The sequence below is a fragment of the Pseudomonas tensinigenes genome, assembly GCF_014268445.2.
Lineage (GTDB): Bacteria > Pseudomonadota > Gammaproteobacteria > Pseudomonadales > Pseudomonadaceae > Aquipseudomonas > Aquipseudomonas tensinigenes.
The window spans coordinates 1,731,824-1,753,554 of record NZ_CP077089.1 but is presented as its reverse complement, the minus strand read 5'-3'; the positions used below and the strand labels follow the sequence as shown (position 1 = coordinate 1,753,554).

Genomic DNA, 21,731 nt, shown 5'->3' with positions numbered 1-21,731 from the left:
ATTGTTTTTGTTGTCTGGTATGCGTTTTTAACTGTAGGAGTGAGCCTGCTCGCGATAGCGGTGTGTCAGGCAACATTTGCGGTGATTGATACACCGCTATCGCGAGCAGGCTCGCTCCCACAGGGGGATTTGTATATTCAGGTGGGGATCGGGTGCAGGTCGCAGTTGCGTCCGGCCTTGGCCAATTGGCCGGGCACTTCGTGGCCCAGCAGATCCGGCAAGCCACGAGAGAGTTTCAGCAGCAGCGGCAAGTCGATGCCGGTGTGAATGCCGATTTCATCGCACAGGTTCACCAGGTCTTCAGTGCAGATATTGCCCGACGCACCCGGCGCAAACGGGCAGCCACCGAGACCACCGAGCGCGGCATCGAAACGTCGCGCCCCCGCCTCGTAAGCCGCCAGCACATTGCACAGCCCCAGACCCCGAGTGTTGTGGAAATGCAAAGTCAGATCGGCCGGCGAAACCCGCTGCAACACCCGCCGCACCAAGCGATCCACCTGTCGGGGATTGGCCATGCCAGTGGTGTCGGCGAGGGTAATACCCGCGATGCCGAGTTCCTGATAAGCGTCGACGATTTGCAGCACGCGATCCTCGTCAATCTGACCTTCGAACGGGCAACCGAACGTGGTAGCAACGCTACCATTGAGGCGCACACCGGAACCGCTGGCGAACGAAACGATGTCACCGAACGCCGCCATCGAGTCTTCACAGCGCATGCGCATGTTGGCCATGTTGTGCGTCTGGCTGGCGGACATCACCAGATTCAGTTCATCGGCGCCCGCCTCCAGTGCACGCTGCGCACCTTTGAGGTTGGGAATCAGCGCGACGTAAATCACCCCAGGCTGTCGCTCAATGCCAGTGAAAACCTGCTCGCCATCACGCAGCGCCGGAATCGCTTTCGGCGACACGAACGAGCCGGCCTCGATACGGCTGAAACGGGCCAGTGACAGCTGATTGATCAGGGCGATCTTGTCAGCGGTTTCCACCCAGGTCGGCTCGATCTGCAAACCGTCGCGCGGCGAGACTTCCTGGACGATCAGGGTTTGCGAATAGTCCGTGATCATTGCACCACCCCTTGGCTTTTCAGGCGTTCGATGTCTAGTTCAGTCAGGCCAAGGCTGGCGAGAATGCCGTCGGTGTGCTGGCCGAGTGTCGGCCCCGACCAGTTCACGCCGCCGGGGGTTTCCGAGAGTTTAGGGACGATGCCGGGCATCTTCACCGTCGCGCCGCCAGGCAGTTCTGCATTGAGCAGCATGTCCCGCGCCTGATAGTGCGGATCGGCCACAATGTCGGCCACTGAATAAATGCGCCCGGCCGGCACTTCAGCCTCTTCCAGCGCCGCGAGCACGTCGTCGATCGGCAGGCTGCTGGTCCAATGAGTGATGGCGGCGTCGAGCAAACCGCTCTTGGCCGCGCGACCGTCGTTGTGGGCGAATTCCGCTGCTTCAGCCAGGTCATCACGGCCGATGGTTTGCATCAGACGTTTGTAGATCGGGTCGCTGTTGCCGGCAATCACCACATAGGCCCCGTCAGCCGTCAGGTAAGTGTTGGACGGTGCGATACCCGGCAAGGCGCCGCCGCTGCGTTCGCGGACATGGCCCTGCATGTCGTATTCCGGCACCAGACTTTCCATGACGTTGAACACGCTTTCGGCCAGCGACACGTCGACGATCTGCCCGCCGCCCTGCCCGGTCTTGACCCGCAGCAGCGACATCAGCGCGCCGATCACCGCGTGCAGCGAGGCCAGCGAATCACCGAGGCTGACGCCGACCCGTGCCGGTGGCGAACCGGGGGTGCCGGTGGTGTAACGAATGCCGCCCATCGCTTCGCCGATCGCGCCAAAGCCCGGACGATCACGGTACGGGCCGGTCTGGCCATAACCGGAAATACGCACGAGGGTGAGATTGGGGTTGAGCGCGTGGAGCACGTCCCAACCCAGACCAAGTTTTTCCAGCGCACCGGGGCGCAGGTTTTCGATGATCACGTCAGCATCGCCGGCCAGTTGCTTGACCAGTTCGATGCCTTCGGCGGATTTGAGGTTGAGCGCCAAGGATTTCTTGTTGCGTGATTGCAGATACCACCACAGCGACGTGCCTTCGTGCAGCTTGCGCCATTTGCGCAGCGGGTCGCCCTGACCCATGGCTTCAATCTTGATCACCTCGGCGCCGAACTCGGCGAGCATGCGCGCGGCAAACGGCGCGGCGATCAGGGTGCCGATCTCGATCACTTTGATCGCACTCAAAGGGGCAGTCATCGCGGGGTACCTCTTGTTCTTGGAATATGCGCCAAGGCTAGAGGAACGATGATCGGGCAATCCAGACGTCTCTCGGCAATGGGCGTTCGCCAAATGCGAACGCTCAAAGGTGATGTGGTGAATTCAAATCAGTCTTCGCGAGCAAGCTCGCTCCCACAGGGTTTCGTGGCGGCTGCAGATTCTGTGTTCAACACACATCCACTGTGGGAGCGAGCCTGCTCGCGAAGAGGCCGGAACATTCACTGGAGATCTAAGCGCCCTGCCCCCGCAAATGCTCAAACAACAACCGACTCACCGGCGACAACCGCGCCTCATCGCGCACCACCACAATCAACGCGCGATCCGACCAGTCATCCGTCAACGGCACCGCGTGCAACCCCAGTGCCTGACCAAACAGTTCATACGCGCGCTGCGGCAAAATGCCGATGCCCATGTTGGCCTGAACCATCCGGCACACCGCATCGAACCCCGGCACATGAATGCGAATACGCAGGACTTTACCGGCCTGACGAGCCGCCGCATGAGTACGCATGTTGATCGAACTGGCCGCGTGCAAACCGACGTAGTCGCTGTCGAGGGTTTCGCTGAAGGCAACGAATTCACGCGCGGCCAAAGGATGTTCGGGCAACATCACGACAACCAGTTTGTCCTGACGGTACAACACGCTGTGCAGGCCTTTGATGTCGCTGTCGTTGGAGCAGATACCGAGATCCGCCACGCCATCGAGCACACCCTGAATCACCCCGGCGCTGGGCCGTTCTTCAAGATCGGTCTTGACCTGCGGATGCTGCGCGGAGAAGTCACGCAGGTCTTCGGGAAGAAACTGGATGATCGCCGAAAGGTTCGCCAGCATGCGCACATAACCGCGCACGCCGTGGCTGTGCTCGCCGAGCTCCAGGCCCATTTTCTCGACGTTGAACAGCATCTGCCGGGCATGGTGCAACAACGTTTCCCCGGCCGGGGTCAGCGTCATGCCCTTGGCCTGGCGCACGAACAAACTGATCCCGAGCGCCTCTTCCAGCTCCATCAGCCGCTTGCTCGCCGCCGACACCGCGATGGCTTCACGCGAGGCCGCGCGGGTCAGCGTGCCCTCTTCGTGCACGGCAACAAACAGTTGCAGGGTGATCAGGTCGAGGCGGCGGATCAGGCTTTTTTGCAGCATGCGAGACTCGGCGAGGGTGGCGCGAACGGGCCTTGAGCATAACGCCGTTCGCCATCGCTGTACCCGTCTCAGAACGCGTTGCGGAAGATCTCCTCGATCTGGCGTTGATCCGCCGCCCGAGGATTGGTCAGACCGCAGGCGTCCTTCAGGGCATTGCTGGCGAGTAACGGGATGTCGCTGAGCTTGGCGCCGAGTTCACGTAAGCCACCGGGAATCTCAACGTCTTTGGCCAGACAGCGGATCGCGCTGATGGCCGCTTGCGCGCCTTCTTCCGGACTGCAACCACGAATGTCGGCGCCCATCGCGTGGGCCACATCGGTCAGCCGCTCGGCACAGACCAGCGCATTGAACGTCTGCACATGGGGCAGCAGCACGGCGTTGCACACGCCATGGGGCAAGTCGTAGAAACCGCCCAACTGATGCGCCATCGCATGCACGTACCCGAGCGAGGCATTGTTGAACGCCATGCCGGCGAGGAACTGCGCGTACGCCATGTTTTCCCGCGCGGCGAGGTCGCTGCCGTCGCGCACGGCCAAGCGCAGGTTGTTGCTGATCAGGGTCATCGCCTTCAACGCGCAGGCATCGGTGATCGGGTTGGCAGCGGTCGAGACATAGGCTTCGATGGCGTGGGTCAGCGCGTCCAAGCCAGTGGCGGCGGTCAGGCCTTTGGGCATGGCGACCATCAACTCCGGGTCGTTGACCGACAGCAGTGGCGTGACATTGCGGTCGACGATGGCCATTTTCACGTGGCGTGATTCGTCGGTGATGATGCAAAAACGAGTCATCTCGCTGGCAGTGCCGGCGGTGGTGTTGATCGCGATCAGTGGCAGTTGCGGCTTGCTCGATTGATCGATGCCTTCGTAATCACGGATCTGCCCGCCATTGGTCGCACACAGAGCGATGCCTTTGGCGCAGTCGTGGGGCGAACCGCCGCCCAGCGACACGACGAAATCGCAGCGACTCTCTTTGAGCAATCCCAGCCCCGACTCGACATTGGCAATACTCGGGTTCGGTTTGGCGCCGTCAAAAATCACCGAATCGATGTCCTGCATCGCCAGTTTCTCGGCGACCATCGTCGCCACGCCAGCCTTGGCCAAGCCCGCGTCAGTGACGATCAACGCTTTGCGAAAACCGTAGTTGCGAATGGCGACCATGGCTTCGTCGAGGCAGCCGTTGCCCATGATGTTTACCGCCGGAATGAAAAAGGTGCTGGTCATGCGCGCATCTCCTGACAGGGGCCGAATCGACTGCTCCGGTTCGGCGGATAGGCACAGCATCGACCGATCGGTCACGAGCGATGTTGATCTGGCTCAATGCCCGCTCGTGATAAAGTCGCCGTCCATCAGCCCCTTTGTTTTGAGACCGCCTACGCAATGACCGATTTTCTCGATGTCGACGCCAGCCTCGAAGACTGGAACACCCTGCGCGCCGCGACCGATTTCAACGGCTTGCTGGTGGGCAACGGCGCCAGCCGTGCGGTATGGGACGACTTCGGCTACGACTCGCTGTTTGAAAACGCCCGCACCGTGGAGGAGAAACCGCTGAGCCCGTCGGAACTGGCGGTGTTCGACGCCATGCAAACGCGCAGCTTCGAGCAGGTACTCGGCGCGCTGAAAACCACCAGCCGGGTCAACAAAGCGTTGGCCGTCAGCTCAGCGGCGCCGCGCAATCGTTACTACGCGATCAAGGAAGCGTTGATCAACACCGTGCACGCCGTGCACATTCCGTGGCGTCTGGTGAAGCCTTCGACGCTGGCGACGCTGAACGAAGAACTGGCGCGCTATCGCACCGTGTTCACCACCAATTACGACCTGCTCAACTACTGGGCGCTGCAACACAACAGCGCGGCCATTGACGATCTGTTCAACGGCGCCAGTGCGAGTTTTGATCTGAGCGAAACTGCCACCGACAAACCGCGCTTGTTGTACCTGCACGGCGGTCTGCATCTGGTGCGCAATCAGGACGGCACGGCGCGCAAACTGACCTCAACCGAAGGCACGTTGCTTGGTAGTTTTGCGATCAACAACACGATCAAGACGCTGGATGACGTGCCGCTGTTCGTCACCGAAGGTCCGAGCGCGGACAAGCTCAAGACCATTCGCAGTTCGGATTACCTGTCGTTCTGTTATAAGCAATTGCTCGGGCATGGCGGCAGTTTGTGCATCTTTGGTCATGCGTTGGGCGAGCAGGATGCGCACATTGTTCGGGCGTTGCGCTTGGCGAAACCTGCGACGGTGGCGATCTCGATTTATCCGCGCAGTGCGGCGTTTGTTCAGCATCAGAAGCGGCATTACGCGCAGGTGTTCGAAGGCACAGGCGTTGAGTTGCGGTTTTTTGATGCGAAGAGCCATGCGCTCGGCAATCCGAAGTTATCGGTGCCGGTCGAGGTTTGATGCAGGCCTGACTGATGCCTTCGCGAGCAGGCTCGCTCCCACATCTGGAATGCATTCAACCTGTGGGAGCGAGCCTGCTCGCGAAGCTTTTGGGGCGCACCTCAATCTTCGCTGCTGTGCACCACCACCAGCAACTGCGCCTGCACATCCCCCACCGATCTGATCCGGTGCGGTTTCTGCGCATTGAAGTGCAGCGCATCACCGCGCTCCAGCAGCACCTTCTCGTTCATGAAATCCACTTCCACCTGCCCTTCGTGAACGAACAGAAACTCCTCGCCCAAGTGCTCCTTGAAGGTCTTGTCGCTGAACTCTTTCGGCGGATAGATGATGAACGGCAGCAGGTTGCGCTCGCTGACCTGATGCGCGAGCACTGCGTAGCCGGGGCTCTGGTCATTCGCCGCCAGTGACTGGCGCTCGTGGCTGCGCACCAGGCTGTAGCTGTCGAGGCTGACGTTGTCCTCAGAGAACAACTCCTCGACCTTCACATTCAGCGCTTTCGCCAGTTTCAACGCAGCAGCAATCGACGGAGTGTTCAGCCCGCGCTCGACTTTCGACAGATAACTCTTGGTCATGCCGGATTTTTCGGCCAGTGCCTCAAGGGTTACGCCAAGTTTTTTTCTCAATAATTTCAAACGGATAGACATGCGCGGCGGTTATTCCAGCAAGGAAGCGACGATTTGTGCTTGCCAATGACACTTTGTGTCATATAGCCTCTTTCGTGTCATTTGCAATCACCCAAAGGACACAGACATGGCCAAGACATTAGCACTACCCAAAGACCAACTGGTCAAGCAAGCGCTGACCCAGATGCAAAAAAGCCTGGCGGATAATACGTGGACGGATCGGCAAAAGCTGGCCCTGACCTGCCGGATCCTGTTCGAGAACGGTCACGACTCAGGCCTCGCCGGCCAAATCACCGCCCGTGGCCCGCAGCCCGGCACCTATTACACTCAGCAACTGGGCCTGGGTTTCGACGAAATCACGGCGAGCAATCTGCTGCTGGTCAACGAGGACCTGGAAGTCCTCGAAGGCCACGGCATGGCCAACCCGGCCAACCGTTTCCACAGCTGGGTTTACCGCGCTCGCCCGGATGTAAATTGCATCATTCACACCCATCCGACCCACGTCGCGGCGCTGTCGATGCTGGAAGTACCGCTGCAGATTTCCCACATGGACCTGTGCCCGCTGTACGACGACTGCGCGTTTCTCGAAGGTTGGCCGGGCGTGCCGGTGGGCAATGAAGAAGGTGAGCTGATTGCCGGTGCGCTGGGCGACAAACGCGCGATCCTGCTTTCGCATCACGGTCAGTTGTCGACCGGTACGACGATTGAAGAGGCCTGTGTGATCGCCCAATTGATCGAACGCGCGGCCAAACTGCAACTGCTGGCGATGGCGGCGGGCACGATCAAACCGATCATCCCTGAGCTGGGCCGCGAGGCGCATGACTGGATCGCCAAGCCGAAACGCCACGCCGCCGCCTTCAACTACTACGCCCGGCAGAACCTGCGCCAACACGCCGATTGCCTGAACTGAAACCTGTTACGGAGAGATTCCCATGTCCACTATTCACGGCATCATCGGCTACACCATCACCCCGTTCGGCGCCAACGGCGAAGGTCTGGATCTGCCCGCCCTGGGTCAATCGATCGATCGCCTGATCGACAGCGGTGTCCACGCCATCGCGCCATTGGGCAGCACCGGCGAAGGCGCTTACCTGAGCGATGCGGAGTGGGATCAGGTCGCCGAGTTCAGCATCAAGCATGTGGCCAAACGCGTGCCGACCATTGTCAGCGTGTCCGACCTGACCACCGCCAAAGCCGTGCGCCGCGCACGTTTCGCTGAAGCCCATGGTGCCGACGTGGTGATGGTGCTGCCGGCTTCGTACTGGAAACTCACCGAGGCGGAAATCCTCGCGCACTACCGTGCCATCGGCGAGAGCATCGGCGTGCCGATCATGCTCTACAACAACCCGGCCACCAGCGGCACCGACATGTCGGTGGATTTGATTCTACGCATCGTCAATGCCGTGGAAAACGTGACCATGGTCAAGGAGAGCACCGGCGATATTCAGCGCATGCACAAGCTGCAATTGCTCGGCGAAGGCCAGGTGCCGTTCTACAACGGCTGCAATCCGCTGGCGCTGGAAGCGTTCGCCGCCGGGGCGAAAGGCTGGTGCACGGCGGCGCCGAACCTTATTCCGCAGTTGAACCTGGATCTTTATGACGCGGCCATGGCCGGCGATCTGGATCGGGCGCGGGATCTGTTCTATCGCCAGTTGCCGCTGCTGGATTTCATTCTCAAGGGTGGCTTGCCGGCGACGATCAAGGCCGGGTTGCGGCAGACCGGGCTGGAGGTGGGCGATCCGCGTCTGCCGGTCTTCCCGTTGAGTGAGGCGGGCCAGACGCAGCTGCAAACGATTCTGAAAACCCTGCGCTGATCTCACTGCCCCCCAAAAACCAATGTAGGAGTGAGCCTGCTCGCGATAGCGGTGGATCAGCTGAGCATGTGTCGACTGACCCACCGCTATCGCGAGCAGGCTCACTCCTACAGGGGATGTGGTGAATTCAGAGGACGGGCAAAGTCTTGTCCTTGATCACCTTGCTCGGTCCGTTCACCTTGACGCTGGCAATGCCTTTATCGCACGCCGCATCCGATGAATACGCCTCGCTGCTGCCAATGACCTGATGATTGGCCGCTTTCAGATTGAAGTACGGATGGCCATCCTTCGTCGACTTCTTCTCGTAGCGCTCATCCAGCGGGCTGTTGGTTTGCACCGCCGCGATGCCGCCGTCGGCCGCTGCGCGAGTGGTGTACAGCTCGCTGGTCAGAATCGTTTCGGCGTTCGCCGCTTTCAGCACGAACCTGAACTGGCCGTTGCTGCTTTTACTGATTTCGTACCATCCGGACATGCTCGTTGCTCCTTGGCGATAGAGAGATTTCGCGTTTCAGAGTAAAGACCAGTCCAGAACATCTGTCGCCTGTACCGGCCTCTTCGCGAGCAGGCTCGCTCCCACTTTAGAGCGAGTTCTCCAAGGACATGTGGGAGCGAGCCTGCTCGCGAATGAGGCACTCGGTGCCGGCTATTTCACCACCGCCCGCACCACCGACAACTCCGGCGCACTCACCCGCCGCTGGCTCAGGTAGCGCGTACAACTCACCCGCAGGAACGAGGCAAAATTCACCACTTCGCCGCGATAATCCATCACCTCTTCATACAGCTTGGCGATCAATTGGTTGGTGGTCATACCGTCGACCTCGGCGATTTCGCTGAGGATGTCCCAGAACTGATTCTCCAGGCGCAGCGTGGTCACCACGCCGCAGATACGCAGCGAGCGCGAGCGTGATTCGTAGAGAATCGGGTCAGCCTTGACGTAGAGCTCGCACATCGGCGAATCCTCGTTACAGAGTGATTTTGGTGCCGAGCAAACCGAGAAACCCGGCCAGCCAGTTCGGATGCGCCGGCCATGCCGGTGCCGTGGCCAGATTGCCTTGAACGTGGCCGTCCGTCACCGGAATGTCGATGTACGTGCCACCCGCCAGTCGCACTTCCGGGGCGCAGGCCGGATAGGCACTGCATTCGCGGCCTTCAAGCACGCCCGCCGCCGCCAGCAGTTGCGCGCCGTGGCAAACGGCAGCAATCGGTTTTCCGGCCTTGTCGAAGGCGCGCACCAGCTCGAGGACTTTTTCGTTGAGGCGCAGGTATTCCGGCGCACGCCCGCCGGGGATCAGCAGCGCGTCGTAATCGGCTTCGTTCACCTTGGCGAAATCGAAGTTGAGGGCGAACAGGTGACCGGGCTTTTCGCTGTAAGTCTGGTCGCCTTCGAAGTCATGGATCGCGGTGCGCACAGTCTGGCCGGCAGCCTTGTCCGGGCACACGCCGTGGACGGTGTGACCGACCATTTGCAGGGCCTGGAACGGCACCATCACTTCGTAGTCTTCGACGTAATCGCCGACCAGCATCAGGATCTTTTTCGCGGCCATGGGGAGGTCTCCTCTGGAGAATGCTTGGGAGTGTTCAAGGTAGACCTATTCGACAGTGACGGGTAACAACGGGCTACTACCGAGTTGACGCCATCGCGAGCAGGCTCACTCCTACAGAAGTACGCATTTCAACTGTAGGAGTGAGCCTGCTCGCGATGGCGTCCGCAAACTGTACGCCTAAGTCCGTGCCTAGCTGTAACACCCAGAAATTCGCGGATTATGGCTAGATGAGGACACCTTCTAATTCCCTACGATTCTGGTCTCCCATCATGTCCTCGCGCGAAAACACCGGCATGGTCCTCGGCCTGCTCGGCGTGGTGATCTTCAGCCTCACTCTGCCCTTCACCCGCATCGTGGTGCAGGAACTGCATCCATTGCTCAACGGTTTGGGTCGCGCATTGTTTGCAGCGATTCCTGCGGCGTTGCTGTTGCTGTGGCGCCGCGAGAAGTGGCCAACCTGGCAGCAAGTCAAAGGCCTGAGCCTGGTGATCGCCGGGGTGATTCTGGGTTTTCCGGTGTTGTCGGCGTGGGCCATGCAAACCTTGCCGGCGTCTCACGGTGCGCTGGTCAACGGCCTGCAACCGCTGTGCGTGGCGCTGTATGCCGCGTGGTTGTCCCACGAACGTCCGTCGAAAGCCTTCTGGGCCTGCGCGGCGCTGGGCAGTGCGCTGGTGCTCGGTTATGCGTTGTATACCGGGGCCGGCAGCATTCAGGCGGGTGATTTGCTGATGCTCGGCGCGATTGCCGTCGGTGGACTGGGTTACGCCGAGGGCGGGCGGTTGGCCAAGGAGATGGGCGGCTGGCAGGTGATCTGCTGGGCGCTGGTGCTGTCGACGCCGCTGTTGGTCGGGCCGGTGTTGTACCTGGCGCTGCAACATCACGGTGCGGTGTCGGCCAAGACGTGGTGGGCGTTTGGTTATGTGGCGCTGTTTTCGCAGTTTCTTGGTTTCTTTGCCTGGTACGCGGGGCTGGCCATGGGCGGGATTGCCCGGGTCAGTCAGATCCAGTTGTTGCAGATTTTCTTCACCATCGCGTTTTCGGCGCTGTTCTTTGGTGAACATGTCGAACCGATTACCTGGGTGTTTGCGTGTGGAGTCATCGCCACTGTCATGCTCGGTCGCAAGACCGCCATCAAACCCCATGTGGGAGCGAGCCTGCTCGCGAAAGGGCCTTAACAGCCAATATCATCATTGACTGTCAGTCCGCCTTCGCGAGCAGGCTCGCTCCCACAAGGTCAAGGTCAGGCCAGGTAGCCGTCAGCGCGCAGGAGGGTTTCCAGGCAGTGCTCGCTGATGTGGTAGAAAGCCTTCAACTCTTCGATCTTCACCAATAGTTGAGCCGGGTCCACCGGCTCGGCGCGTTTTACCGCGAGAATCATCTTGTTCTTGTTGGTGTGATCCAGCGAGATGAACTCGAAGACCTTGGTCTCGTAACCGCAGGCCTCAAGGAACAACGCGCGCAGACTGTCGGTGACCATTTCCGCCTGTTGGCCGAGGTGCAAACCGTATTGCAACATCGGTTTGAGCAGCGCCGGGCTCTGGATCTGCAGGCGGATCTGTTTGTGGCAACACGGCGAGCACATGATGATCGACGCGCCCGAGCGGATGCCGGTGTGGATCGCGTAGTCAGTGGCGATGTCGCAGGCATGCAGGGCGATCATCACGTCCAGCTCGCTCGGCGCCATGCTGCGCACGTCACCGCACTTGAACACCAGCCCCGGATGATCGAGTTTTGCCGCCGCGGCGTTGCACAGGTTGACCATTTCCTCACGCAGCTCGACGCCGGTGACTTCGCCCTCGGCCTTCAAGGTGTTGCGCAGGTAATCGTGAATCGCGAAAGTCAGATAACCCTTGCCCGAACCGAAATCCGCCACACGCACCGGTTTGTCCAGCGCCAGCGGCGAAGAGGTCAGCGCATGGCTGAACACTTCGATGAACTTGTTGATCTGCTTCCACTTGCGCGACATCGCCGGAATCAGCTCGTTTTGGGCATTGGTCACGCCCAGGTCCTTGAGGAACGGCCGACTCAATTCGAGGAAGCGATTTTTCTCGCGGTTGTGCTCGGCGGACGGCGCTTCGCGCAATTGCTGAGGTTTGCTTTTGAACAGCGAACTCTTGCCCTTTTTGCTGTATTCGAGCTGGGCTTCGTCAGTTACCGCGAGTAAATGGGCATTTTTGAACGAGGCTGGCAGCAGCGCGGCAATGGTCGCAACACCTTCGCTTAGCGGCAGGTTTTTGGTGATGTCGCGGGTTTTGTAGCGATAGACGAAGGACAAGTTCGGCTGCGCTTTGACGGTGACCGCTTTGATGATCACCCGCTGCAGCTCCGCTTCGTCACCGACGTACTTGGCCAGCACCAGTTTGATGAAGCCGTTCTGTTCAAGGCTGGTTTGCAGGAGCTCGATGAACTGGGCGTGGTGATCAGGCGCTGGTTTGGTGGCTGGAGCAGTAACGGACATGAAAAAGCGGCCTCGGACGGGCGAAATCGGGAATGGCGGGTATTTTAGGGGGGATGGGGGTTGGGGACACGCTCTTATTTACCGAACGGTTGGTTAAAGCGGCCCTCACCCTAGCCCTCTCCCAGAGGTAGAGGGGACTGATTGGGGGATATTGACGAGATACACCGACTTGAACGATTTGCTTTGAATCCATAATCGATACGTTTTTCCAAGTCGATGTCCAGCGCAAGACACCTCGGTCGGCTCCCTCTCCCTCTGGGAGAGGGCTGGGGTGAGGGTATGGCCCTCAAGCCGAATAAAAAATCTGCAACCTAACCCAACACCACCAACCGATTCGGCAACTCATTCCTCACCTGCGTCACCGGCACATGCACCTTCAGCAACTCCCCACACGCCTCGATACACGTGACAAATCCCTCCAACGTGCGCCCCTGCCTGACCTGCTCGGTAAACGCCGCGACAATGGCATCCCAGGATTTATTATCCAGCCGTTTGGAAATCCCCTCATCCACCAGAATCTCCACATACCGCTCCGCCTCGCAAACAAAAATCAGCATCCCCGTGCTGCCCACGGTGTGATGCAGGTTCTGCTCGAGAAACTGCCGCCGCGCCAGGTTTGACGCACGCCAATGCCGCACGCGACGCGGTATCAAATGAGTGGTGATTTTCGGCAGACGAAACAGCAGGCACAGCACGATAAACGCTCCCCACTGCACCAGCAGCAGACTGCGCAGGGTCAGCCACCCGGTCAGGTAGTGGACGATGCCCGGCACCATCAGCGCCAGCAGGCTGGCCCACAACAACGGGATGTACGCGTAGTCATCGGCGCGCGCCGCGAGCACCGTCACCAGTTCGGCATCGGTGTCGCGCTCGACCCGGGCGATCGCCTCGGCGACCTTGCGTTGTTCGTGTTCAGTCAGTAATGCCATGTTGAAAAGTGCCTGCTCATTATTCTTCTGATATCACCAGCCGCCGGACGAACCACCGCCGCCGAAACTGCCCCCGCCGCCGCTGAAGCCTCCGCCTCCACCGCCGCCGCCAAAACCGCCGCCACCGCCGAAGCCGCCCCCTCCTCCGGAGCCGCCCCGGCCGGCAGGCAGGATACCGAGCATCTGGCAGACAAACACCGTCAGGATGAACAACATCACCAAAAACACGAACAATCCCGGGTGCCGCGAGATGAAATCATCGGACGGATCACCGCTGGATTCATACACCGTCGACGGCTCATCCAGCGGATTGCCACCGAGCACCACCAGCATCGCCGCGACGCCATCACTGATGCCTTTGCTGAAGTTGCCGGCCTTGAAGGCAGGGGTGATGACTTGATGGATGATCACTGAAGTCTGCGCATCGGTCAGCCGGTCTTCCAGGCCATAACCGACTTCGATGCGCAGTTTGCGCTCGTCACGGGCGACGATCAGCAGGGCGCCATTGTTCTTGTCCTTTTGCCCGATGGCCCAGTGGCGACCGAGTTGAACGCCGAAGTCCTCAATGGTCGTGCCTTGCAGATCCGGCAGCGTGACCACGACCAATTGCTCGCCGGTCGCCTGCTCGTGGGCCTGCAACTGCTGGCTCAGTTGCGCGCGCACTGATGGCTCGAGCATCTGCGCTTCGTCCACTACCCGCCCGCTCAGCGCCGGGAACGTCAACTCGGCCCGGGCGCTGACGGCGAACAGCCACAGCATCAGCACCAGGCCCATTTTCAACACACGCATGCATACCCCCCACCGATCCCCCGTAGGAGCTGCCGAAGGCTGCGATCTTTTGATCTTGTTTTTTTACCAACCAACATCAAAAGATCGCAGCCTTCGGCAGCTCCTACACAGGTGTGTTTTCAGAATTTGACCTGGGGTGCCTTATCGGCATCTGGTGTGGTGGCTTCGAAGGTTTCGCGGATCGGCAGATCGCTGTACATCACGCTGTGCCAGAGGCGACCGGGGAAGGTGCGGATCTCGGTGTTGTATTTCTGCACCGCCAGAATGAAATCGCGGCGAGCCACGGCAATGCGGTTTTCCGTGCCTTCCAGCTGCGATTGCAGGGCGAGGAAGTTCTGGTTGGCCTTCAGATCCGGATAGCGCTCGGACACCACCATCAGGCGGCTCAATGCACCGGTCAGTTGATCCTGCGCCTGCTGGAATTGCTTAAGTTTCTCGGGATTGTCGAGGGTGCTGGCGTCGACCTGAATCGAGGTCGCTTTCGCCCGCGCTTCAATCACTGCCGTGAGGGTTTCCTCTTCATGCTTGGCATAACCCTTCACCGTTTCCACCAGATTGGGGATCAGGTCGGCGCGGCGCTGGTACTGGTTCTGCACCTGGCCCCATGCGGCTTTGGCCTGTTCGTCGAGGGTCGGGATATTGTTGATGCCGCACGCGGTCAACAGCGTGGCCAGCACCAGCAGCGTGGCGACCTGCAAACGCGAGCGATTGGTTGGGCTTACATTCATCGCAGTGATGCTCCTTGGCACATATCATTATAAAAACCGAGCGCGAAACATTCTCAGCGGGCTCTTGGGGCATAATCGGCCGCGTCGCTGGATTACGACGGGGCAATGGGCTAAAAAGTGCCCTGCGTGATCATGCTGCCAAGTGTCGGCTGCCGTTTTTGGCTCTGTTTCTTTGAGCCTGTACCCGAACAACAATAGTCGCTCCCTAAATTTTGGCTGGCCGGCGTTGCATTGCCGCTTGGGCCCTTGAGAAAAATATTCATGAAGAAGCTGTGTTTGCTGGGTCTGTTCGTCAGCCTGGCCAGTCATCAAGTATTGGCCGCCACGACCCCGGTACCCCTGGAAAACAAGGACGCGTTCATCACGAATCTGATGAGCCAAATGACCCTCGATGAAAAGATCGGCCAGTTGCGCCTGATCAGCATCGGCCCGGAAATGCCACGTGAGCTGATCCGCAAAGAGATCGCTGCCGGCAACATCGGCGGCACGTTCAACTCGATCACCCGCCCGGAAAACCGGCCGATGCAGGACGCGGCCATGCGCAGCCGCCTGAAGATTCCGATGTTTTTCGCGTACGACGTGATCCACGGTCACCGTACGATTTTCCCGATTCCGCTGGCCCTCGCCTCGAGCTGGGACATGGACGCCATCGGCCAGTCCGGGCGCGTTGCCGCTAAAGAAGCCGCTGCCGACAGCCTCGACATCACCTTCGCGCCGATGGTCGACATCTCTCGCGACCCGCGCTGGGGCCGCAGCTCCGAAGGTTTCGGTGAAGACACCTACCTGACCTCGCGCATTGCCGGCGTCATGGTTCGCGCCTATCAGGGCGCCACCCCGAGCGCGGCTGACAGCATCATGGCCAGCGTCAAGCACTTCGCCCTGTACGGCGCGGTCGAGGGCGGTCGCGACTACAACACCGTCGACATGAGTCCGGTGAAGATGTACCAGGATTACCTGCCACCGTACCGCGCCGCGATTGATGCCGGCGCCGGCGGTGTGATGGTTGCGCTGAACTCGATCAACGGCATTCCGGCCACGGCCAACACCTGGCTGATGAACGATCTGCTGCGTCGCGACTGGGGTTTCAAGGGCCTGGCGGTCAGCGACCACGGTGCGATTTTCGAGCTGATCAAGCACGGCGTGGCCCGCGACGGTCGTGAAGCGGCGAAGCTGGCGATCAAGGCCGGCATCGACATGAGCATGAACGACACCCTGTACGGCAAAGAACTGCCGGGGCTGCTCAAGTCCGGTGAGATCGAGCAGAAAGACATCGACAACGCCGTGCGTGAAGTGCTCGCGGCCAAGTACGACATGGGCCTGTTCAAGGACCCGTACCTGCGTATCGGCAAGGCTGAGGATGATCCGGCCGACACCTACGCCGAGAGCCGTCTGCACCGCGCCGAGGCCCGTGAAGTGGCGCGTCGCAGTCTGGTGCTGCTGAAGAACCAGAACGAAACCCTGCCGCTGAAGAAAGACGCAAAAGTCGCGCTGGTCGGCCCGTTGGCCAAAGCACCGATCGACATGATGGGCAGTTGGGCGGCCGCCGGGCGCCCTGCGCAATCGGTAACGCTGTTCGATGGCATGAGTTCGGTGATCGGCAACAAGTCGAACCTGATCTACGCCCGTGGCGCCAACATCACCAGCGACAAGAAGGTGCTCGACTACCTGAACTTCCTCAACTTCGATGCGCCGGAAGTGGTCGATGATCCGCGCCCGGCCAACGTGCTGATCGACGAAGCAGTGAAAGCTGCCAAGGACGCTGACGTGATCGTTGCAGCGGTAGGTGAATCCCGTGGCATGTCCCACGAATCCTCCAGCCGCACCGACCTGAACATCCCGGAAAGCCAGCGCGAGCTGATCCGTGCGCTGAAAGCCACCGGCAAACCGCTGGTATTGGTGTTGATGAACGGCCGCCCGCTGACCATTCTCGAAGAGAACCAATCAGCTGACGCGATTCTGGAAACCTGGTTCAGCGGCACCGAGGGCGGCAACGCCATCGCCGACGTGCTGTTCGGCGACTACAACCCGTCGGGCAAACTGCCAGTGACCTTCCCGCGTTCCGTGGGCCAGATCCCGACTTACTACAACCACCTGAGCATTGGTCGGCCGTTCACGCCGGGCAAACCGGGCAACTACACCTCGCAGTATTTCGATGACACCACAGGTCCCCTGTTCCCGTTCGGTTACGGCCTGAGCTACACCAACTTCGCCCTGAGCGACATGGCGCTGTCGTCGACCACGCTGAACGCCACCGGCAAGCTCGACGCCAGTGTCATGGTGAAAAACACCGGCAAGCGTGACGGCGAAACCGTGGTGCAGTTGTACATTCAGGACGTCACCGGCTCGATGATTCGCCCGGTGAAAGAGCTGAAGAACTTCCAGAAAATCATGCTCAAGGCCGGTGAACAGAAAGTCGTGCACTTCACCATCACCGAGGATGACCTGAAGTTCTACAACGCCCAGCTCAAGTACGCGGCAGAGCCTGGCAAGTTCAACGTGCAGATCGGCCTGGATTCGCAGGACGTGACGCAGCAGAGCTTCGAGTTGCTGTAACTGACAACGCAGTCCCCTTGTAGGAGTGAGCCTGCTCGCGATAGCGGTCATTCAGCTAATTCAATGCTGACTGACACACCGCTATCGCGAGCAGGCTCACTCCTACATTGGTTTTGCAGCGTTAATTTATCCCCGTCTATCCAGGATATTGACCACCACCCGATCCACCCAGCCCCAAACCCGCTGCTTGACCCGCCGCCACAACGGCCGGCGTTGCCACTCCTCCAGACTCACCTGCTGACTCAGCCCGAAGTCCTTCACAAAACTCGCCTCTACCGCTGCCGTCAACGACGGGTCCAGCGCCTCCAGATTCGCCTCCAGATTGAAGCGCAGGTTCCAGTGATCAAAGTTGCACGAACCGATGCTCACCCAATCGTCGACCAGCACCATTTTCAAATGCAGAAAGCACGGCTGGTACTCGAAGATCTGCACCCCGGCCTTGAGCAGTCGCGGGTAATAACGATGCCCGGCGTAGCGCACTGACGGGTGATCGGTGCGCGGCCCGGTCAGCAGCAACCGCACATCAACGCCGCGCGCCGCAGCCTTGCGCAGGGAGCGGCGAATTTTCCAGGTTGGCAGGAAGTACGGTGTGGCCATCCAGATGCGTTTTTGCCCGCTGTTCAGCGCACGGAACAGCGACTGCAGAATGTCGCGATGCTGGCGGGCGTCGGCATACGCCACGCGACCCATGCCCTCACCCTTGTCCGGCACCCGCGGCAAACGCGGCAGGCCAAAATGCGCGGCCGGGCGCCAGGCGCGCCGATAGCGGTTGGCAATCCACTGACGATCAAACAGCAATTGCCAGTCGATCACCAACGGGCCGCTGATCTCGACCATCACTTCGTGCCATTCGCTGGTGTCGTGCCCCGGCGTCCAGAACTCGTCAGTGACCCCGGTGCCGCCGACCACGGCCAGACGCTGATCGACCAGCAGCAATTTACGGTGATCACGATAGAAATTACCGATCCAGCGCCGCCAGCTCAGGCGATTGTAGAAACGTAGTTCGACTCCAGCGTGTGTCAGGCGCTGACGCAGATTGAGCGTAAACGCCAGGCTGCCGTAATCATCGAACAGGCACCGCACGCGCACGCCACGTTCGGCCGCCAGCACCAGCGCCTGCACGATGGTTTCGGCACAGGCGCCGGCCTCGACCAGGTACAGTTCGAGTTCGATCTGCTCTTGAGCGCCAGCAATCTGCTCAAGCATGCGCGGAAAGAATTGCGGGCCGTCGATCAACAGTTCGAACCGGTTGCCATCCCGCCACGGAAACACCGCGCCGCGCATGTCAGCGCGCCGTGAAGATCAGCACCGCACCCACCGGCACCGACAGACTGATGGCCGACAGATCGGCGAGTTTGCGCAGGCTTTCCAGCCCCGGCAGGAGATCGAAATCTTCAGCGTTGATCACCAGCGGCTCCAGGGTGACCACCTGAAAACGACGATCATCGAGACGCGTCGCCAGCAGTTCGGCGGGATATTCGTGTTGTTTGCCGTGCAGGTTGACGGTCAGCGGCAGACGCAATTCCAGCTGCGCGCCGGGCGCCAGATCGTTGATCGGGCGCAAATCAATCTGGGTGGTGATGGTCGCTTCGGGGAATTGCTCGATCTGGAACAGCTCCTTGCGCATGCGCTCATCGCGCAGCGGAATGCCGCTGTTGATCGAATCCAGTTCGACTTCGACTTCGGCACGACCGTTGGGGTCGACCTTGCCGTGCAGCACCAGAAAGCGCTGCACTTCGGAAATGTTGGCGTTTTTCGTGCTGACGAACGACAGCCGCGACGACTCGCCGTCCAGATACCAATTGGCCTGCGCCGGCAGCGCGACGGCGGCGAGCAACAGGCTCGACAGGGTTGCACAGAGGGGGCGGTTGAACATTGAACACTCGTGGGGCCGATAAACCTGCACGAACCTTAACCGCCCACGCCGTTATTGCAAACTGAAGATCACACCCGGTGGGAGCGAGCCTGCTCGCGAAAACGTCATCTGCCTCAACAGAGAAGGTGCGCCTGCTATTGCATTCGCGAGCAGGCTCGCTCCCACAAAAAACCATCGGATGTTTTCAGGGCTTGAGGCGGCAGCCCTGGCGTTCGCTCAACCACTGGGCGCGGTTGCTGCGGCCCATGCCGCTGACGGTGATGGTTTTACTGACGCTGTCATCGGTGAAGGCGCTGGTCGGCAGCCACTGTTTCACGTAGCCACGGCAATACTCGGCGTCGTTGTTCATCACGTACCGGCAGGAACAATATTCCTTCGCCGTGTAGGCACTGATGATGTCCGGGAAGGCCCACAGGTTTTCTCGTTCGTAGACGATCCAGCCGAGCAGCAGGACCAGCACTAACAGCAAGAAGCGCTTCATGGCCGCACCGCCATCAGTACACGCTTAAGCAACTCGTTATGTCGATAGCTGCCATCGCGATCATCGCCATATCGCACGATCACCAGTTTCTCGCTGGGAATCACGTACAGCGCCTGGCCCCAGTGGCCGAGGGCGGCGAAGGTGTCGGGCGGTGCATCGGGCCACGGTGATGCGGCGCTATCCGCCGGGCGATTGAGCCACCATTGGCCGCCGGGCACGGCTTCGTCCTGATGGGCCTTATAGCCACTGAAGGGTTTCAAGTTGAACGCGACCCAGTCCTTGGGCAGCAATTGGCGATCACTCCATCGCCCATCGCGGGCCATCAGCAAACCGACACGCGCCAGATCCCGCGCCGTCAGGTAAGCGTAAGACGACGCGACAAAGGTGCCAGCGGCATCGGTTTCCCACACGGCATGACGAATGCCCAACGGTTCGAACAGCGCCGTCCACGGATAGTCTGGATAGTGCTGCGGGCCGACGATGTTCTTCAACGCCGCCGCGAGCAGGTTGCTGTCGCCACTGGAGTACCGGAAAGCCTCACCCGGTTTGGCATAGATGTCGTGGTCGGCGGTGAATGCGGCCATGTCGCGGTGGCCACGGGTATAGAGCATCGCCACCACCGAGGATTTCAGCGGGGCGTATTCGTAGTCTTCCTGCCAGTCGATGCCGGAGGCCCAGTGCAACAGGTCGGCGATTTTTATCTGCGGGTGTTTAGCGAGTGGCGGATAGAACTTCGCGGCGGGGTCTTCGAGTTTGAACAGGCCTTCGCCGTATGCCACACCAAGGACCGTGGCCATCAGGCTTTTGCTGATCGACCAGGTCAGGTGCGGAGTGTGTTCGGTGGTCGGGCCGGCGTAGCGTTCGTAGATGATCTGGCCGTCATGGATGATCAGCAGCGCGTCGGTGCGGATGCCTTGGCGGTTGGCGTCGTCGCGGGGTGGGAAGGCGTAGTTTTCCAGCGCCTCTGTATCGGTGACCTTCGGGCCGGTTGGCCATTCTTCACCCGGCCATTGTTCGGCGTGAACGGTGAAGCTGATCAGCAGCAGAAACAGCGACAGGCCTTTGCACATGGGGAGGGCTCTGGGAATGAATCTGCTGAGACTAGTCGGGGTTGATGACAGATGTGTGGTGTTCTTGGGATTGCTATCGCGAGCAGGCTCACTCCTACGGGGGATCGCATTTCAACTGACGAAACTCGATCAACTGTAGGAGTGAGCCTGCTCGCGATGAGGCCCTTCAGCCCGCCACCAAAGCCTTGGCCAACCGCGTGGCCCGAGCCCCCGCCGCCAACTGCATCACCCCCCGATCGCGCTGCCACATCTGCGCCCATTCTGCCGGCCCGTCAGCCAACGCCTGACTCACCTCCCCCTCCAGCGCCTCAAACTGCGCAAACAACCCACCGAGCAACACATGCCCGGCCGGATTGTTCGGCGGTTGCCGACTCGCCTCGGCGCACCCGGCCAACAACGCCAGCAACCGAAGTTGCAGCGTCTGCGGCCAGTCACTGTCCTGGCCGACGCCATACAACCACGCGGTCATCGCGCTCAACACATAGACATCTTCCAGGGTGCGAAACGGCTTCACATAAGCATCCCAACCATCCCCCGCCAGCAACTCACACAACGCGCCATCCAGCAGCAACCGGCCATGACTGATGTCCGGCATCAACGGCAGCGCCGGCAGTTTTTCCACGGTCACGCCGGGCTCGCCGGGGTACACAACCGCCAGACTCAGGCGCGGCGTTTCGCCGGGTTCTTCGCTGCGCGCAGCGATCAACAGCCAGTCCGCCGCATCGCCAGCGGTGACGAAATCCTTGCGCCCGCTCAGGCGCAAATCGCTCAGCCGCGTCTGCATATCCGCCGGGCGCAAACTGCGCTGTTCGGTCGCACACAAAGCTCCGAGGCTCAGCGGCGCGCTCGGCCACAGCATACGCAATGCCGCCTGATAACCGACCAGAAACGCCAGCCCCGGCGTCGCCATCCGCCGCCCGCCCGCGACCGCCAATTCGAACGGCGTGACGTTGCCCAGTTGCTGCAACAACGTCGCAAAATCCTCGGCCAGGTCGGCAACGGCGGGCAATCGGTCACGGCTGTGCAGCAGATCTGGCCAGGGCATAGGAGGCTCCTT

General features: G+C 60.4%; 22 protein-coding genes. 5 read left to right on the top strand and 17 right to left on the bottom strand.

Annotated features, from left to right (window positions below):
- Positions 1–137 precede the first annotated feature (137 nt).
- From HU718_RS07740 to yiaY, 4 genes are all read right to left on the bottom strand, one after another.
- Positions 138–1,064 (bottom strand): hydroxymethylglutaryl-CoA lyase, encoded by a 927-nt coding sequence (locus HU718_RS07740; protein WP_150706189.1) that lies wholly within the window; start codon positions 1,062–1,064, stop codon positions 138–140.
- Positions 1,061–2,254, bottom strand: coding sequence for a CaiB/BaiF CoA transferase family protein (locus HU718_RS07735; RefSeq protein WP_186612639.1), 1,194 nt, complete (start codon positions 2,252–2,254; stop codon positions 1,061–1,063). Before HU718_RS07735 ends, HU718_RS07740 begins: the two co-directional genes overlap by 4 nt.
- Before the next feature lie 250 nt (positions 2,255–2,504).
- Positions 2,505–3,416 (bottom strand): LysR family transcriptional regulator, encoded by a 912-nt coding sequence (locus HU718_RS07730; protein WP_102900223.1) that lies wholly within the window; start codon positions 3,414–3,416, stop codon positions 2,505–2,507.
- Positions 3,417–3,484: 68 nt separating this feature from the next.
- Positions 3,485–4,633: an L-threonine dehydrogenase gene (gene yiaY / locus HU718_RS07725; RefSeq protein WP_186612637.1), complete on the bottom strand. Its 1,149-nt coding sequence runs from the start codon at positions 4,631–4,633 to the stop codon at positions 3,485–3,487.
- Positions 4,634–4,789: 156 nt separating this feature from the next.
- On the opposite strand from yiaY, the gene HU718_RS07720 reads away from it, so the two are divergent.
- Positions 4,790–5,809 carry a DUF4917 family protein gene (locus HU718_RS07720; RefSeq protein WP_186612635.1) on the top strand — a complete coding sequence of 340 codons (1,020 nt, stop codon included), beginning with the start codon at positions 4,790–4,792 and terminating at the stop codon, positions 5,807–5,809.
- A gap of 101 nt (positions 5,810–5,910) precedes the next feature.
- Here HU718_RS07720 and HU718_RS07715 read toward each other — a convergent pair whose 3' ends face one another.
- Positions 5,911–6,453 carry a helix-turn-helix domain-containing protein gene (locus HU718_RS07715; protein ID WP_150706184.1) on the bottom strand — a complete coding sequence of 181 codons (543 nt, stop codon included), beginning with the start codon at positions 6,451–6,453 and terminating at the stop codon, positions 5,911–5,913.
- Positions 6,454–6,559: 106 nt separating this feature from the next.
- On the opposite strand from HU718_RS07715, the gene HU718_RS07710 reads away from it, so the two are divergent.
- Together HU718_RS07710 and HU718_RS07705 are read left to right on the top strand one after the other, a co-directional pair.
- Positions 6,560–7,342, top strand: a complete 783-nt coding sequence (locus tag HU718_RS07710; protein ID WP_007911518.1) for an aldolase — start codon at positions 6,560–6,562, stop codon at positions 7,340–7,342.
- A gap of 22 nt (positions 7,343–7,364) precedes the next feature.
- Positions 7,365–8,246 carry a dihydrodipicolinate synthase family protein gene (locus HU718_RS07705; protein WP_150730676.1) on the top strand — a complete coding sequence of 294 codons (882 nt, stop codon included), beginning with the start codon at positions 7,365–7,367 and terminating at the stop codon, positions 8,244–8,246.
- Between the two features lie 127 nt (positions 8,247–8,373).
- On the opposite strand, the gene HU718_RS07700 is transcribed toward HU718_RS07705, so the two are convergent.
- From HU718_RS07700 to HU718_RS07690, 3 genes are all read right to left on the bottom strand, one after another.
- Entirely contained in the window at positions 8,374–8,718 is a 345-nt protein-coding gene (locus HU718_RS07700) for a YegP family protein (RefSeq protein WP_186612633.1), read from the bottom strand.
- Between the two features lie 171 nt (positions 8,719–8,889).
- Positions 8,890–9,195: a ribbon-helix-helix domain-containing protein gene (locus HU718_RS07695; RefSeq protein ID WP_016982789.1), complete on the bottom strand. Its 306-nt coding sequence runs from the start codon at positions 9,193–9,195 to the stop codon at positions 8,890–8,892.
- Positions 9,196–9,208: 13 nt separating this feature from the next.
- Positions 9,209–9,790, bottom strand: a complete 582-nt coding sequence (locus tag HU718_RS07690; RefSeq protein ID WP_102900216.1) for a DJ-1/PfpI family protein — start codon at positions 9,788–9,790, stop codon at positions 9,209–9,211.
- A gap of 269 nt (positions 9,791–10,059) precedes the next feature.
- Between HU718_RS07690 and HU718_RS07685 the strand changes: the two genes are divergently transcribed.
- Positions 10,060–10,965 carry a DMT family transporter gene (locus HU718_RS07685; protein WP_186612631.1) on the top strand — a complete coding sequence of 302 codons (906 nt, stop codon included), beginning with the start codon at positions 10,060–10,062 and terminating at the stop codon, positions 10,963–10,965.
- Between the two features lie 65 nt (positions 10,966–11,030).
- Here the strand turns inward: HU718_RS07685 and HU718_RS07680 are convergent, their stop codons facing one another.
- The 4 genes from HU718_RS07680 to HU718_RS07665 all read right to left on the bottom strand — a co-directional run bounded on the left by HU718_RS07680 (position 11,031) and on the right by HU718_RS07665 (position 14,694).
- A complete protein-coding gene (locus HU718_RS07680; RefSeq protein WP_186612629.1) occupies positions 11,031–12,248 on the bottom strand; it encodes a class I SAM-dependent methyltransferase in 1,218 nt (405 codons plus the stop codon).
- A gap of 311 nt (positions 12,249–12,559) precedes the next feature.
- Positions 12,560–13,177, bottom strand: a complete 618-nt coding sequence (locus HU718_RS07675; RefSeq protein WP_102902728.1) for a TPM domain-containing protein — start codon at positions 13,175–13,177, stop codon at positions 12,560–12,562.
- Positions 13,178–13,210: 33 nt separating this feature from the next.
- Positions 13,211–13,966, bottom strand: a complete 756-nt coding sequence (locus tag HU718_RS07670) for a TPM domain-containing protein (protein ID WP_186612627.1) — start codon at positions 13,964–13,966, stop codon at positions 13,211–13,213.
- Positions 13,967–14,085: 119 nt separating this feature from the next.
- A complete protein-coding gene (locus HU718_RS07665) occupies positions 14,086–14,694 on the bottom strand; it encodes a LemA family protein (RefSeq protein ID WP_034153093.1) in 609 nt (202 codons plus the stop codon).
- A gap of 261 nt (positions 14,695–14,955) precedes the next feature.
- Here HU718_RS07665 and bglX point away from each other — a divergent pair, with 261 nt between their 5' ends.
- On the top strand, positions 14,956–17,247 hold the full coding sequence (bglX, locus tag HU718_RS07660; protein ID WP_150706179.1) for a beta-glucosidase BglX: 2,292 nt from the start codon (positions 14,956–14,958) through the stop codon (positions 17,245–17,247).
- Positions 17,248–17,373: 126 nt separating this feature from the next.
- On the opposite strand, the gene HU718_RS07655 is transcribed toward bglX, so the two are convergent.
- From HU718_RS07655 to HU718_RS07635, 5 genes are all read right to left on the bottom strand, one after another.
- Positions 17,374–18,531 (bottom strand): phospholipase D-like domain-containing protein, encoded by a 1,158-nt coding sequence (locus tag HU718_RS07655; RefSeq protein WP_134178077.1) that lies wholly within the window; start codon positions 18,529–18,531, stop codon positions 17,374–17,376.
- 1 nt (position 18,532) lies between these two features.
- Positions 18,533–19,123 carry a YceI family protein gene (locus HU718_RS07650; protein ID WP_150706178.1) on the bottom strand — a complete coding sequence of 197 codons (591 nt, stop codon included), beginning with the start codon at positions 19,121–19,123 and terminating at the stop codon, positions 18,533–18,535.
- Between the two features lie 184 nt (positions 19,124–19,307).
- Complete coding sequence (locus HU718_RS07645; protein WP_186612625.1) at positions 19,308–19,604, bottom strand: amidase; 297 nt, start codon at positions 19,602–19,604, stop codon at positions 19,308–19,310.
- On the bottom strand, positions 19,601–20,674 hold the full coding sequence (locus HU718_RS07640) for a serine hydrolase domain-containing protein (RefSeq protein WP_186612623.1): 1,074 nt from the start codon (positions 20,672–20,674) through the stop codon (positions 19,601–19,603). The genes HU718_RS07645 and HU718_RS07640 overlap by 4 nt, the downstream gene beginning before the upstream one ends.
- A gap of 166 nt (positions 20,675–20,840) precedes the next feature.
- Entirely contained in the window at positions 20,841–21,719 is an 879-nt protein-coding gene (locus HU718_RS07635; RefSeq protein ID WP_186612621.1) for an acyl-CoA dehydrogenase middle domain-containing protein, read from the bottom strand.
- Positions 21,720–21,731: the final 12 nt, after the last annotated feature.

Coding starts and splice junctions, on each gene's coding strand:
- HU718_RS07740 (WP_150706189.1), bottom strand. CDS start 1,064: ATGATCACGGACTATTCGCAAACCCTGATCGTCCAGGAAGTCTCGCCG.
- HU718_RS07735 (WP_186612639.1), bottom strand. CDS start 2,254: ATGACTGCCCCTTTGAGTGCGATCAAAGTGATCGAGATCGGCACCCTG.
- HU718_RS07730 (WP_102900223.1), bottom strand. CDS start 3,416: ATGCTGCAAAAAAGCCTGATCCGCCGCCTCGACCTGATCACCCTGCAA.
- yiaY (WP_186612637.1), bottom strand. CDS start 4,633: ATGACCAGCACCTTTTTCATTCCGGCGGTAAACATCATGGGCAACGGC.
- HU718_RS07720 (WP_186612635.1), top strand. CDS start 4,790: ATGACCGATTTTCTCGATGTCGACGCCAGCCTCGAAGACTGGAACACC.
- HU718_RS07715 (WP_150706184.1), bottom strand. CDS start 6,453: ATGTCTATCCGTTTGAAATTATTGAGAAAAAAACTTGGCGTAACCCTT.
- HU718_RS07710 (WP_007911518.1), top strand. CDS start 6,560: ATGGCCAAGACATTAGCACTACCCAAAGACCAACTGGTCAAGCAAGCG.
- HU718_RS07705 (WP_150730676.1), top strand. CDS start 7,365: ATGTCCACTATTCACGGCATCATCGGCTACACCATCACCCCGTTCGGC.
- HU718_RS07700 (WP_186612633.1), bottom strand. CDS start 8,718: ATGTCCGGATGGTACGAAATCAGTAAAAGCAGCAACGGCCAGTTCAGG.
- HU718_RS07695 (WP_016982789.1), bottom strand. CDS start 9,195: ATGTGCGAGCTCTACGTCAAGGCTGACCCGATTCTCTACGAATCACGC.
- HU718_RS07690 (WP_102900216.1), bottom strand. CDS start 9,790: ATGGCCGCGAAAAAGATCCTGATGCTGGTCGGCGATTACGTCGAAGAC.
- HU718_RS07685 (WP_186612631.1), top strand. CDS start 10,060: ATGTCCTCGCGCGAAAACACCGGCATGGTCCTCGGCCTGCTCGGCGTG.
- HU718_RS07680 (WP_186612629.1), bottom strand. CDS start 12,248: ATGTCCGTTACTGCTCCAGCCACCAAACCAGCGCCTGATCACCACGCC.
- HU718_RS07675 (WP_102902728.1), bottom strand. CDS start 13,177: ATGGCATTACTGACTGAACACGAACAACGCAAGGTCGCCGAGGCGATC.
- HU718_RS07670 (WP_186612627.1), bottom strand. CDS start 13,966: ATGCGTGTGTTGAAAATGGGCCTGGTGCTGATGCTGTGGCTGTTCGCC.
- HU718_RS07665 (WP_034153093.1), bottom strand. CDS start 14,694: ATGAATGTAAGCCCAACCAATCGCTCGCGTTTGCAGGTCGCCACGCTG.
- bglX (WP_150706179.1), top strand. CDS start 14,956: ATGAAGAAGCTGTGTTTGCTGGGTCTGTTCGTCAGCCTGGCCAGTCAT.
- HU718_RS07655 (WP_134178077.1), bottom strand. CDS start 18,531: ATGCGCGGCGCGGTGTTTCCGTGGCGGGATGGCAACCGGTTCGAACTG.
- HU718_RS07650 (WP_150706178.1), bottom strand. CDS start 19,123: ATGTTCAACCGCCCCCTCTGTGCAACCCTGTCGAGCCTGTTGCTCGCC.
- HU718_RS07645 (WP_186612625.1), bottom strand. CDS start 19,604: ATGAAGCGCTTCTTGCTGTTAGTGCTGGTCCTGCTGCTCGGCTGGATC.
- HU718_RS07640 (WP_186612623.1), bottom strand. CDS start 20,674: ATGTGCAAAGGCCTGTCGCTGTTTCTGCTGCTGATCAGCTTCACCGTT.
- HU718_RS07635 (WP_186612621.1), bottom strand. CDS start 21,719: ATGCCCTGGCCAGATCTGCTGCACAGCCGTGACCGATTGCCCGCCGTT.